Origin of the sequence: Bradyrhizobium sp. WYCCWR 12699 (genome assembly GCF_032144035.1) — a bacterium.
In the GTDB taxonomy this organism is placed as follows: domain Bacteria; phylum Pseudomonadota; class Alphaproteobacteria; order Rhizobiales; family Xanthobacteraceae; genus Bradyrhizobium.
Genome location: NZ_JAVTJN010000039.1, coordinates 1,346,209 through 1,359,081 on the forward strand (window position 1 = coordinate 1,346,209; position 12,873 = coordinate 1,359,081).

13 protein-coding genes are annotated in these 12,873 nt (G+C 64.1%); 7 read left to right on the forward strand and 6 right to left on the reverse strand.

The genetic code is table 11. From position 1 onward, the window contains the following. Positions 1–9: 9 nt before the first annotated feature. Positions 10–825 carry an enoyl-ACP reductase FabI gene (gene fabI, locus RPS27_RS36960; protein WP_211418025.1) on the reverse strand — a complete coding sequence of 272 codons (816 nt, stop codon included), beginning with the start codon at positions 823–825 and terminating at the stop codon, positions 10–12. A 173-nt stretch (positions 826–998) separates the two neighbouring features. Between fabI and RPS27_RS36965 the strand changes: the two genes are divergently transcribed. Continuing rightward, positions 999–1,487 carry a sigma-70 family RNA polymerase sigma factor gene (locus tag RPS27_RS36965; RefSeq protein ID WP_194406750.1) on the forward strand — a complete coding sequence of 163 codons (489 nt, stop codon included), beginning with the start codon at positions 999–1,001 and terminating at the stop codon, positions 1,485–1,487. Between the two features lie 101 nt (positions 1,488–1,588). After that, positions 1,589–2,359, forward strand: a complete 771-nt coding sequence (locus tag RPS27_RS36970) for an anti-sigma factor family protein (protein WP_194406749.1) — start codon at positions 1,589–1,591, stop codon at positions 2,357–2,359. Positions 2,360–2,674: 315 nt separating this feature from the next. Here the strand turns inward: RPS27_RS36970 and RPS27_RS36975 are convergent, their stop codons facing one another. Together RPS27_RS36975 and RPS27_RS36980 are read right to left on the reverse strand one after the other, a co-directional pair. Beyond that, on the reverse strand, positions 2,675–3,637 hold the full coding sequence (locus tag RPS27_RS36975; RefSeq protein ID WP_194406748.1) for a DnaJ C-terminal domain-containing protein: 963 nt from the start codon (positions 3,635–3,637) through the stop codon (positions 2,675–2,677). Positions 3,638–3,745: 108 nt separating this feature from the next. Continuing rightward, positions 3,746–4,153, reverse strand: coding sequence for an RT0821/Lpp0805 family surface protein (locus tag RPS27_RS36980; protein WP_211418026.1), 408 nt, complete (start codon positions 4,151–4,153; stop codon positions 3,746–3,748). Positions 4,154–4,266: 113 nt separating this feature from the next. Here RPS27_RS36980 and pdxH point away from each other — a divergent pair, with 113 nt between their 5' ends. Beyond that, entirely contained in the window at positions 4,267–4,908 is a 642-nt protein-coding gene (pdxH, locus tag RPS27_RS36985) for a pyridoxamine 5'-phosphate oxidase (protein ID WP_211418027.1), read from the forward strand. A gap of 27 nt (positions 4,909–4,935) precedes the next feature. Next, complete coding sequence (locus RPS27_RS36990; protein ID WP_313755022.1) at positions 4,936–5,688, forward strand: SDR family oxidoreductase; 753 nt, start codon at positions 4,936–4,938, stop codon at positions 5,686–5,688. An 880-nt stretch (positions 5,689–6,568) separates the two neighbouring features. Here RPS27_RS36990 and RPS27_RS36995 read toward each other — a convergent pair. Beyond that, the gene (locus RPS27_RS36995; RefSeq protein ID WP_194406744.1) at positions 6,569–6,787 is read right to left on the reverse strand and encodes a hypothetical protein; all 219 of its coding nucleotides are present in this window, start codon (positions 6,785–6,787) and stop codon (positions 6,569–6,571) included. Positions 6,788–6,993: 206 nt separating this feature from the next. Continuing rightward, complete coding sequence (locus tag RPS27_RS37000; protein ID WP_194406743.1) at positions 6,994–7,971, reverse strand: magnesium transporter CorA family protein; 978 nt, start codon at positions 7,969–7,971, stop codon at positions 6,994–6,996. Positions 7,972–8,307: 336 nt separating this feature from the next. Between RPS27_RS37000 and RPS27_RS37005 the strand changes: the two genes are divergently transcribed. Further along, on the forward strand, positions 8,308–8,994 hold the full coding sequence (locus RPS27_RS37005; protein ID WP_194406742.1) for a L,D-transpeptidase: 687 nt from the start codon (positions 8,308–8,310) through the stop codon (positions 8,992–8,994). Between the two features lie 36 nt (positions 8,995–9,030). Here RPS27_RS37005 and RPS27_RS37010 read toward each other — a convergent pair whose 3' ends face one another. Then, the gene (locus tag RPS27_RS37010) at positions 9,031–10,146 is read right to left on the reverse strand and encodes an extensin family protein (protein ID WP_211419322.1); all 1,116 of its coding nucleotides are present in this window, start codon (positions 10,144–10,146) and stop codon (positions 9,031–9,033) included. Positions 10,147–10,210: 64 nt separating this feature from the next. On the opposite strand from RPS27_RS37010, the gene RPS27_RS37015 reads away from it, so the two are divergent. Then, positions 10,211–11,839: a fatty-acid--CoA ligase gene (locus tag RPS27_RS37015; RefSeq protein ID WP_212065468.1), complete on the forward strand. Its 1,629-nt coding sequence runs from the start codon at positions 10,211–10,213 to the stop codon at positions 11,837–11,839. Between the two features lie 172 nt (positions 11,840–12,011). Then, complete coding sequence (locus tag RPS27_RS37020; RefSeq protein ID WP_211419324.1) at positions 12,012–12,866, forward strand: DUF1499 domain-containing protein; 855 nt, start codon at positions 12,012–12,014, stop codon at positions 12,864–12,866. The last annotated feature ends 7 nt before the right edge of the window (positions 12,867–12,873 follow it).

The following is a 12,873-nucleotide window of genomic DNA, read 5'->3' on the forward strand; positions in this document are numbered from 1 at the left end:
GATTTGAAACTAGTCCTTGCCGCCGAACGAAATGTCCGGGGCATCGGGCCGCTTCATGCCCAGCACGTGATAGCCGGAATCGACGTGATGCACCTCGCCGGTGACGCCGCGCGAGAGGTCGGAGAGGAAATACAGCGCGCTGCCGCCGACGTCTTCCGTCGAGACGTTGCGCCGCATCGGCGCGTTGGTCTCGTTCCACTTCAGGATATAGCGGAAGTCGCCGATGCCGGATGCCGCGAGGGTCTTGATGGGACCTGCCGAGATCGCGTTGACGCGGATGTTCTTCTCGCCGAGATCGGCGGCGAGATAGCGCACGCTAGCCTCCAGCGCCGCCTTCGCCACGCCCATCACGTTGTAATGCGGCATCCACTTCTCGGCACCGTAATAGGAGAGCGTGATCATCGAACCGCCATCCGTCATCAGCTTCTCGGCGCGCTGCGCCACGGCCGTGAACGAGTAGCAGGAGATCAGCATCGACTTGGAAAAATTCTCCGCCGTGGTGTCGACGTAGCGGCCCTCGAGCTGCTCGCCATAGGCGATCGCGTGCACTAGGAAGTCGATCTTGCCCCACTTCTCCTTCAGCACCGCGAACGCGGCATCGATGGTCGCAGCATCGGTGACGTCGCAATGGCCGAGCACGAGACCACCGATCTCGGCGGCGAGCGGCTCGACGCGCTTCTTCAGCGCATCGCCCTGATAGGTGAAGGCGAGCTCGGCGCCGGCAGCGTGGCATGCCTTGGCGATGCCCCAGGCGATCGAGCGGTTGTTGGCAAGGCCGAGGATCACCCCGCGCTTTCCTTGCATCAGACCTGAATTCTGCGCCATTTTTGAACGTCCCGTCGAACTCTTGGTGAGGTCTGGAGGTACACCAGCCCTCCCCTGCGGTACAGCCCTAATACGCCGCGTTAACGCTGTTTCGAGCGGCGGAATAGCCGTTCCATTCGGGTGTTATGATCACTATGGGCGCTCGCGCCTGACACCAGGACGTCAAGACCGCAATGAGTGCGTTTCGCCAGAGTGTGGAAGCCATGATCCCGGCGTTGCGCCGCTACGCCCGCGCGCTCACGCGCGACGCGGACGCGGCCGACGATCTGGTGCAGGACACGCTGGTGCGGGCCCTGCGCTCGGAGCGATTGTTTCTCGGAGGCGACGTCAGGAGCTGGCTCTACACGATCCTGACCAACCTCAACAAGAATCGGCGGCGCTCGCTGGCAAGACGTCCGCAGTTCATGCAACTGACGGACAACAACCCGGATGCCAGCGGCACCGAAGCCGAAGGCCGCGACATCGAGAGGGCGCTGGCGACGCTCGTCGAGGAGCAACGCTCGGTGTTGCTGCTGGTCATGCTGGAAGGCATGAGCTACCGCGAGGTCGCCGACATCCAGGGCGTGCCGATCGGCACCGTGATGTCGCGCCTCGCCCGCGCGCGCGCCCACGTCAAGGCCTCGCTGGAAGGCGAGCGCCCGGCACTGCGGCGGGTGAAATGATGGCAGGATTGATGCGTATTGACCGCCTGCAGCATGCCGATGAGCGATGCGAAGTTGAACTTTGAACGACATTCAGGGCCACAGAGCCAGAGACGATCGAAATGAACGAGCGCAAGATCCCAGTGACCGAGGACGAACTGCACGCCTATGTCGACGGCGAGCTGCCGGCCGAGCGCCGCGCCGACGTCGAGGCCTGGCTTGCCGCCCATCCTGAAGAGGCCGAGCGCGTGCAGTCCTGGCGCGCGATGGCGGAGATGCTGCACGCCCGCTACGATTCCATTGCCCAGGAGCCGGTGCCGGCGCGGCTGGAGCTCGAGCGGCTGGAACGCCGCCCGCGGCAATGGCTCTATGGCGCCGCCGCGGCTGTGCTGGTTGCTTTCGTCGCCGGCGGCACGGCCGGCTGGGTCGCACACGGCGCCGCCAGCGCGCCCTCGACCTTCCAGAGCTTTACCGCGGACGCGCTCGACGCACACCGTCTCTATGTCGTCGAGGTCCGCCACCCCGTCGAGGTCGGCGGGAATGAGCGCGACCACCTCCAGGCCTGGCTGACCCGGCGCTGCGGCTGGACCGTGTTCGCGCCGAACCTGGAGGCCAGCGGGCTGAAGCTCGTCGGCGGCCGGCTTTTGCCGGGGCCGAGCGGTCCGGCCTCGTTCCTGATGTATGAAGGCGCCTCGGGCGAGCGCTACACCATCTACACGGCCAAGACCGAGAATGGTGCAACGCAAATGCGCTACGCCAAAACGGACAAGGACGGCGCGCTGTTCTGGGCTGAGCGCGGCGTCGGCTACGTCGTCAGCGGGGGCGGTGATCGCGACCGGCTGACCAAGGTGGCGCAGGCGGTCTATGATCAGGCCGAGAAAAACGGCACCTGAGAGACTGCTGCACCGCAGTGCCCAGATTCCGACATTGAAAATTTGGAATGAAGACATCGGCGCGTCTCATTATCGCACCGGATGATCACGCGAAAATGAGCAGCGTTCGATCCGCCGATCGACGCGGGCGGCCTCGATTGGGGTTTTTGGTACCGCGCTGGTCCCCCTCTCGAGGCCGCACCTTTTTATCGGCTGCCCCGCCGGACAGCCGACACGTCGAATTCGTGAAGCGCTACCACGCCTCAGGCATATGATGAGCATCATCTCCCGGACGATGCCCTAGGCCTTTAGGAGAACCCCTTCAGTTCGAATCGCCTAACCAAGCCCGCTACGTGGATTGTAGGGGTGTTGGTCCCGCCACTTCTCCATCAATGCTTCAAGCTCGGCGTCGTTCCCGTCCGGTAGCATAATCCTGACGGTGACGAAGAGATCCCCGGTTCCACCGGATTTCGGCAGGCCCTTGCCCTTGAGGCGGAAGGTCCGGCCGCTGGAGGTGTTTTTCGGGACCGAAAGCTCCACGGCATTGCCGAGGGTGGGCACGCGGACCTTGGCCCCGAGCACGGCCTCATAGAGCGTGACCGGCAGGTCGATCCTGAGGTCGGCGCCCTCGACCTTGAAGAACGGGTGCGGGGCAATGTTGATGGTGATCAGGAGATCGCCGGGCGGATGGCCCTGCGCGGACTCGCCTTGCCCCCGGAGCCGGATCTGCTGGCCCTCGGTGACGCCGGCGGGAATCTTGACGTTGAGCTCCTTGCCCGTCGGCAGCCGGACGCGTTTCTCGCCGCCCTTGACCGACTCTTCCAGCGAGACGGACATGGCAACGTTGACGTCGAGATCGAGCCCGACGCCGCCGGTGTCGAATTCGAACTGGGCTCCACCGCCGGCCCCAGGACGGGCGCCGCGCATCCCGCCGCCGAACATGCTGTTGAGGATATCCTCGAAGGCGCCGCCGCCCTGGCCAGGGCCGCCGCCGGAGCGGAACGAATAGCTTTCGAAGCCGCCGGGACCGGCGCGGCCACGCGGCCCGCCACCGCCCGGAAACCCCTGGAAGCGCGGCTTGCCCTCGGCGTCGATCTCGCCGCGGTCGAACTGCTTGCGCTTGTCCTCGTCGCCGATGATCTCGTTCGCCGAGTTGATCTCGGAGAAGCGCTCGGCGGCTTTGGGGTCGTCCTTGTTGCTGTCGGGATGGTGCTTCTTGGCAAGCTTGCGATAGGCGCTCTTGATCGCGGCAGCGCTAGCGCTCCGCGGCACCCCCAAGACCTCATAGGGGTCGCGCATCCGTCACGTCTCCTTCAAGAATCGAATTGTTCAAAGGGCTCCCCGCCCCACCTGCGATCCATGTGGGGGCGGAGTGGCATTTTTGCAACTAGGCTTGCCGACCGAATCCTAGCTCCGCCACGGCTTTAGCGTATGAATCTCCCAACGGCCACGGGTGCTTTGGCAGCCGGCGCCCTGGAGCCAGCTTTCGGTCGCCCCGTTGACATAGCTCGCCAGGAAATCGCGGCATTTGCGGCCGTCCTCGGCGGCATAGGATTGTGCGATCGGGGTCACCGAGCCGCGCGCCCCGGTCTCCGGATTCTCCCAATGCTGACTGGAATCCTTGTCGCCCTTGCTGAGGACGTCGGAGGCGGCGTTGCGGGCGAAGGCGAGATCGGTCTCGGTCGGCGGGGCTTCCTTCGCCGGTCGCGCGATCGAGCCGGTGAGGTCGCTGTCGTCGGCCTTGGCGTAGGCGCTCTGATCCTTGCGGGAAAAGCTGCATCCCCCGGTACCGAGCCCGACCAGAATGATCGTCATGACGAGGCCTGTGGGTCGGATCGCCGATAGGCCAACGCGTCCCCATGCCCTATATAGGGCGGTAGCGGACGACAACGCGTTTTGGGCCGCGGGACGCAACTCGGACTCCAGACATGACCGACACGACCTCGATGAAACACCAGACACCCTTAACATCCGGTGATTTCACCGCCGCCGACGAGCCATTTGCGCTGTTCGAGAGCTGGCTGAACGAGGCGATCAAGAGCGAGCCGAACGATCCGAACGCCATGGCGCTCGCAACCGTCGACCCCGACGGGCTGCCTGATGTGCGCATGGTGCTGATGAAAGGCTTCGATACCGAGGGTTTTGTCTTCTACAGCCACATCGCAAGCCAGAAGGGCCGCGAACTCGCCGCAAATCCTAAGGCCGCTTTACTTTTTCACTGGAAGTCGCTGCGCCGTCAGGTCCGCATCCGCGGCAACGTGACGCCGGTGACAGAGGCCGAGGCCGACGCCTATTTCGCCACCCGGCCCAAGCAGGCCCAGATCGGCGCCTGGGCGAGCAAGCAGTCGCAGGAGCTGGAGAGCCGCTTCGCCTTCGAACAAGCCATCGCGAAAGTCGCGGCCAGACACGTCATCGGCGAAGTGCCGCGGCCGCCGGGCTGGAGCGGCTGGCGCATCACGCCCGCGCGGATCGAGTTCTGGCACGACCGCCCATTCCGTCTGCACGACCGCATCGAATTTCGCCGTGACGCGGCCGGCCAACCGTGGTCCAAGACGCGGATGTACCCTTAAGACTTTGGGCCGACCTGAAAGATGTCCATGCCGCATTCGTCCAATGCGCCGCGCCGCACGCTGCTCCTGACCGGAGCAAGCCGCGGCATCGGCCACGCCACCGTGATCCGCTTTTCCTCGGCGGGGTGGCGCGTCATCACCTGCTCGCGGCATCCGTTCCCGGAGGATTGTCCGTGGGACGCCGGCCCTGAGGATCACATCCAGGTCGATCTCAGCAGTCCCACGGACACGACCCGCGCGATCTCCGATATCCGCGACCGGCTCGAAGGCGGCATGCTGCATGCGCTGGTCAACAACGCCGCGATCTCGCCGAAGGGCCCCGGCGGCTCCCGGCTCGGCTCGGTCGACACCGATCTCGATACCTGGACGCACGTCTTCCACGTCAACTTCTTCGCGCCGATCATGATCGCGCGCGGGCTGATTGAGGAATTGAAGGCGGCCAAGGGATCGGTCGTGAACGTCACCTCGATCGCCGGCTCGCGCGTGCATCCGTTCGCGGGCGCCGCCTACGCCACCTCGAAGGCCGCGCTCGCCTCGCTGACGCGTGAGATGGCCTCCGACTTCGGCCGCGTCGGCGTGCGCGTCAACGCCATCGCACCGGGCGAGATCGACACCTCGATCCTGTCGCCTGGCACCGAGAAGATCGTCGAGCAGCAGATCCCGATGCACCGCCTCGGCACCCCCGACGAGGTCGCCAAGATCATCTACGTGCTGTGCACGGACACCAGCTCCTACGTCAACGGCGCGGAGATCCACATCAACGGCGGCCAGCACGTATAGGTTCTTCTCGTCATTGCGAGCACAGCAAAGCAATCCGGAATCTTTCCGCGGAAAGACTCCGGATTGCTTCGTCGCCGTGCAGGCATGCCTTCGCGTTCTCGCGGCTGAATTCGCCCGAGATTTGCTTCGTCGCTCCACCCTCAAGCCAAGAGGGCGCAGGGAAGGCCGGGTGCTGGCACGCACCCGCGGTCCGCTGCGCTAGAGCACACGCAGGAAGAACCGCACAGCAGCATACAGGTGTGGCCGAACACTCGACCTTCCCTGCGCGATGGTCGGACGGCTTATGCCGCGCTCTCCCGGGAGCCGAACTTTCCTCTGGCCTCCCTCGCCGTTCGAATTGACGATGCCGTCCACCCGGTTGGGCTCGCGCGCATCTTCGAACAGGCTTGACCGTAGCAACGACGGCCAGGACCACACGGTTTTGCCGTACGCGCATTCGCTGGTCACCACGTTATCTCCCGGCCTTGTCGACGTTGCCGAAAGAACGTGGCGAGACGAACTGAACAGCGCCGTCGTCTGCACGCGGCCACGGGCTCACAGGGACTACCCGCCCTGCCCGCACCTCTCATGCCGACGCTGCCGCGTCCACCGCAAGCCCGGCTCGCGATCAAGACGACCTCGAGATCGCCCCTCCTGGTGAGCCGGGATGGGCGACACATACGCCAAAACCGAATTTCGGTAAAGTGGAATATTTTTAGCGAGACGGATTGACGGCAGCCGACACAGGCTCTGTTTCGGCTGAATGAGCGGTTCAGTCGGCCTCTAGCGCACCTGCCCATCAGGCGTCACAGCTGACAGACCTGACAGATAACGAAGGAAGGAAGCAAGGCGATCCAGACAACGCCGCCGCAAGACCTGGATCGCCCTTACCTTCCGTTCCTCAATCGATTCGAATCCGACGTGACCTGTCGCGCGGCCGCGGAGCGGCCGAGCTGAATGCGGTCGAGCAGTCGTCGTCATTCTCACCGTCGAGCAGCGGAGCACCACAGTGCCGGCACATGCGCACCGACATCGACGACGCCTTGCCGATCGTCATCGCCTGACGATAGTTCGCCAGATCGATGACGTTGCGGGGCGACGTTATGTGTTTCTCAACCATGGTTGTTCCTCGCGGCTACGCACTGCTTATCGCAGACAAGTTTCGCGCAAACGTTCAGCCCACCGCTCAAATTTTACCGGAGGAATTGCGGCACGGTGCACCCATCACCGCGACGCCTCAATCTCGATCTATTCTGCGACACGATGAGCCGTGTCTCTGCGTCCGGCGTAAGGTCTCGGTCACTATTTTCCGAGAGCGCGACGCGTTCAGAGCCACTTCTTGAACTTGAAGATCCAGTACGGGACGATCGCGGCGATCAGCATCATCACCAGCGCCATCGGATAGCCGTGCACCCATTCGAGTTCCGGCATCACCTTGAAGTTCATGCCGTAGATCGATGCGATCAGCGTCGGCGGCATCAGGACAACGGCCATGACCGAAAACAGCTTGATGATGTTGTTCTGCTCGAGATTGACGACGCCGAGCATGGCGTCGAGCACGAAGGTGATCTTGTTGGAGAGATAGGAGGCGTGGTCGGTCAGTGATGCCACGTCACGCTGCATGGTCTTGAGCTGCTCGCGCATGTCCTTTGACCATTTCACGCCCTCCACCACCGCGGACAGGAACGTCACGACGCGGCCGATCGAGACCAGGCTCTCGCGAACCTTCGAGGTCAAATCGCCCTTGCGGCCGATCGAGATCAGGATCTGGGAATATCTCTTGGCCTGCCCGTGGCGCTCGCTCTCGGGCTCGAAGATGTCGTGGCTGACCTGGTCGATCTCGGCGCCGCAGCGCTCCAGGATGTCGGCGCAGCGGTCGATGACGGCGTCCAGCAGCTCCATCAGCACGGCCTCGCCGGTGATGGACGGCGCGCAGGAGCGGGCGAACTTGGCCTCGACCAGGGCAAACGGCTTGGGCTGGTCGTAGCGCACCGTGACCAGGCGATGATCGGCGAGGATGAAGGTCACCGCCGTGGTCCTGGGCATGTCGGTATCGGAGTGGCACATCAGCGTCGCGGTCATGTAGCGCGCGCCATTCTCGATATAGAGGCGGCTGGAGATCTCGATCTCCTGCATGTCCTCCCGGGTCGGAATGGCGACACCCGCGAGCCGCTCTACCGCCTTGTCCTCGGCCCCGGTCGGATTGACGAGATCGATCCAGACCGCGCTTTCGGGCAACGCGGCGAGATTCTCAACGACAACCTTCTTCAGCGCGGACTCGGAGGGAACAAACACCGAAAACATGCACGACTCCGAAGATCTGCGACAGAATGACAGCCCTTAGCGCGATTCTGGCCAGTTCACGATGACAACTGCATTAAGGAAGCGTTTGCATTTGTGGCGGTGCCATGGCCCAACTGTGGCACGGAATCGACAGTCCGGCGTTCCCCGCCCCAAAACCTCCACGCGGCCGCAAAATTTGCGGCAGAAAAGCCACAGGTAGGCTCTCGCAGCGCGGGAAAAGGGCTTCAGTGCTGGAATTGTGGCAGATTTCAACGATAATGGGATTAAACGGAGTCGAGGAACTTGGGCGTTAAGCTCAGGCGTTCCGCACGGTATTGTTTTGATTGGAACCAAACCATGTCGTCGCTGAAAGTTAAATTTGCGATTTTGGCCGCTGGCCTGATGCTGTCGGGCTGTATGCAGGCCACGCGTTACGAGGCGACCGACACCAAGGCCTTCAAGCCGAAGGACAAGGAACTGCTCGCCAAGGTCCGGTACGAGAACACCGCGGTTGCCGAGCCCTTCCGCCGCGCCATCGTCGAATACCACCGCAAGGAAACGCCGGGCTCGATCGTGGTCGATTCCGACAACCATTATCTCTACTACGTGCTGGATGGCGGCAAGGCGATCCGCTACGGCATCACCGTCGGCGAGGAAGCCATGGCCTGGTCGGGCATCGCCAAGGTGGGCAGCAAGACCGAATGGCCGGCGTGGCATCCGACCCCCGGCGAGATCTCGCGCCTGGGCGTGCCGACCTATGTCGCGCCGGGTCCGGACAATCCGATGGGCTCCCGCGCGATGTACCTCTATTCGGGCGGCAAGGACACGCTGTTCCGCATCCACGGCACCAACCAGCCGGAATATATCGGCGCCTCGATCTCCTCGGGCTGCATCCGCCTGACCAACGAGGATGCGATCGATCTCTATGATCGCGTCAAGGTCGGTACCCTCGTCGTGGTGCTCGAGCCCAAGCATGGCGACTCGCCCTACAATTCCCGGCTTGCGCTCGGCAGCAGCCAGACCGGCCAAGCGGGCAGCTACTGATCGCCCCCTGATCTCCTGACATCAAAAGCGCCGGTTTCACCGGCGCTTTTTTGTTGCCGGCTTGTGCGGCCGGGACTTGCTGCCCTCGGCCGCCGGCTTGTCCGCAGGCGCGGGAGCCTTCTCGGCCGCCTCGTCGTCGGCTCCGTCCTTGACGTTCTCCTTGGCCTCGGGCTTGGCGGCGACCTCGCGTGGCGGCGCCTCCTCGGGACGCTCCGCCGGCAGCAGCGGGGCGACCTGGGGCAAGGGATCCCAGACATTCCACTGGCAGATCCGGTAGTCGTTGCGCCGCTGCGCCAAATCGAGATGGATGTGGTCCTCGTGGTACCAGTCCGAGCCCGGACCGAGCACGGTGGAAAACCGCGTGCAGACCGAGTGCAGCACGCGCTCGCGCACGTCGCGGGACATGGTGCGGTCGGTGAGGCCGATCGACTGCCCGTTGGCCAGCTTGATGGCGCGGACGTCGATGGCGTTGGCCTTGCCGTGCTCCGACAGCATCGCGCCGGCAACGCGGTTGCGGCCGCGGCACTCGAAGCTGTCGAAATTGTCGAGTTCGCCAATGGTCGTGCCGAGGCTGGTGGCCAGCGGCACCATGTCCTTGCGCAGCCAATCGGCGAGCGCGGTCGCCATGGTGCAGCGAAGGATCGCCGCCGGCTTGACCGCCACCTTGCGCTTGTCCGGCAGCACGACGGCCTCCAGCCGCACCAGATCCTCGCCGCCGCAGGCTCCGGGGCCGCGGATATCCGGAATGGAGGGCGCGATCGCGATCTCCTCGGTCAGCGCGAGACGGCAGGCCGAGACCGGCTTTGGGGGTGGCGTCGCGGCCTCGGCAGGCTTGTCGGTGCCGGGCTTGTCTACAGAAGGCTTGTTATCCGCAGCGGGCTTGCCCTCGGCATCTGGCGGAGCCTCATCCGAGGCCTTGGGCGCCTCCTCGGGGCGCGGTCTCGGAAGCGGGATCTTGGCGGCATGGACCGCCGGGCGCGGCCGGGGTGCGGCGATACCGAAGATATCCAGCGGGGATGTCGATTTTCGTGCCTCCGCCCTCTCGGTGAGCACCAGTGACAATCCCAGCGCAGCGGTAACCATTGCCGCGCCAGCGGACATATAGCCGCGACAAGACCATTTGCGGCGAAAGTCCGGCAGGCTAAAACTCATGGCAATCTTTGGCCCAACGCTGAGAGCGATAACGCGCCCAGCGACTTCTCGGAGGAACGTCGGAATGCTTGGTTTGATGCAAGATTGGCCCCTGCTCTGCCACCGGATCATCGAACACGCCGCCAAAATTCATGGCAAGCAGGAGGTTGTCACACGCTCGGTCGAGGGACCGATCCATCGCACCACTTACGGCGAGATCCACAAGCGCGCGCTGAAGGTCTCGCAGATGCTGGAGCGCGACGGCATCAAGCTCGGCGACCGTGTCGCAACGATCGCCTGGAACACCTGGCGCCATCTCGAGGTGTGGTACGGCATCATGGGAATCGGCGCCATCTGCCATACCGTCAATCCCCGCCTTTTCCCCGAGCAGATTGCCTGGATCATCAACCATGCGCAGGACCGCATCGTGATGACCGACATCACCTTCGTTCCGATCCTGGAGAAGATCGCCGACAAGCTGCCGAGCGTGGAGCGCTACGTGGTGCTCACGGACAAGGCGCACATGCCGCAGACCACGCTGAAGAACGTGATCGCCTACGAGGACTGGATTGCGCAGGCGGACGGCAAATTCAAATGGAAGGACTTTGACGAGAACACGGCAGCCGCGATGTGTTACACCTCCGGCACCACCGGCGACCCCAAGGGTGTGCTGTATTCGCATCGCTCCAACGTGCTGCACGCGCTGATGGCCAACAATGTCGACGCCCTCGGCACGAGCGCGTCCGAGACAATGCTGCCGGTGGTTCCGCTGTTCCATGCCAACAGCTGGGGCATCGCCTTCTCGGCCCCTTCGCAGGGCACCAAGCTGGTCATGCCCGGCGCCAAGCTCGACGGCGCCTCGGTCTATGAGCTGCTCTCGACCGAGAAGGTGACGCACACCGCCGGCGTTCCGACGGTGTGGCTGATGCTGCTCCAGCACATGACCGCCAATAATCTCAAGCTGCCGGACCTGAAGATGGTGATCTGCGGCGGCTCGGCGATGCCGCGCTCGATGATCAAGGCCTTCCTCGACATGGGCTCGAACGTGCGTCACGCCTGGGGCATGACCGAGATGAGCCCGATCGGCAGCGTCGCGGCGCTGAAGCCGCCGTTCCAGAACGCCACCGGCGATGCACGGCTCGACGTGCTGCAGATGCAGGGCTATGCGCCCTTCGCGGTCGAGATGAAGATCACCGACGATGCCGGCAAGGAGCTGCCCTGGGACGGCAAGACCTTCGGCCGCCTCAAGGTCTCCGGCCCCGCCGTCGCCAAGGCCTATTACCGCGTCGATAGCAACATTCTCGACGAGGACGGCTTCTTCGACACCGGCGACGTCTCGACCATCGACGAGGACGGCTACATGCGGATCACCGACCGCTCCAAGGACGTGATCAAGTCCGGCGGCGAGTGGATCTCCTCGATCGACCTCGAAAACCTCGCGGTCGGTCACCCCGCCGTGGCGGAAGCCGCCGTGATCGGCGTGTTCCACCCCAAATGGGACGAGCGGCCCCTCCTGATCGTGCAGCTCAAGCAGGGCCAGCAGGCCACGCGCGAGGAGATCCTGAAATACATGGACGGCAAGATCGCCAAATGGTGGATGCCCGACGACGTCGCCTTCGTCGAAGGTATTCCGCACACCGCCACCGGCAAGATCCTGAAGACGGCGCTACGCGACCAGTTCAAGGATTATCGCTTCCCGAACGCGGCGGCGTAAGGCCATCGTTCGAATGTCATTCCGGGGCGATGCGAAGCATCGAACCCGGAATGACGGTTCGTCCGGGCCGTAACAGTCCGGTCTCCCTTGAATTTGCCCCCGCGCCGTGGTCTCAACGGCGCATCGTCGCGCCGCACTGGCCGGCATCGCCAACCCCGGCAGAGCTCACTCGATGGCCCGCAGGTTTTCCGCTCCCTATCAGTCGGAGCCCGTGTCCAGCCTCGCGAGCTGGGCGCGCAATCTGGCCGTGTTCGCGGTGGTGGCGGTGGTGGTGTCGGTCATCATCGTCCGCTTCGACTTCCTGGAGCCGAAGCCGGCGCTGGCGACCTTCTTCGGCGGACTCGCGATCGCGGGCCTCTCGATCCTGTTGGGGCTCTTAGGATTTGCCGCGATCTGGCAGAACGGCTCGCGCGGCATGGCGCGCATCCTGCTCGCGTTCCTGATCGACGGAGCGATCCTCGCCTATCCCGCCTATCTGGCCTTGCAATATCGCAAGCTGCCGGCGATCTACGACATCACCACCGACCCGATCGACCCGCCGCGTTTCGAGGCCTTAGCGCGCCTGCGCACCGGCGAGGGTACCAACACCGCGGTCTATGCCGGCCTCTATTCGGCGGAGCAGCAGCGCCACTTCTATCCCGACATCGAGCCCGTCGAGCTCGAGATTTCCGTCGACCGCGCCTATGCGATCGCGCTCCAGCTCGTCAACAAGCGCAAATGGATCGTCATCGATGAGCGTGCACCCCAGCCGCCGCGCCGCATCGGCCGCATCGAGGCGGTGGCGCGGACGCCGATCATGGGTTTTCGCGAGGACATTTCGATCAGGTTCGTGGCGGACGGCGATGATTCCCGCGTCGATATCCGCTCGGCCTCGCGCAATTTCGACAGCGATCTCGGCAGCAACGCCGCGCGCGTCAAGAAATTCATCGACGATCTCAACACCGCCGCCGATGCCGACGCGCTCAAGCCGGTGAAGAAGACGCCGGTGACGCCGCCGAAGCCACCGGCAAAGACGGTGAAGAAGTAGCGAATGG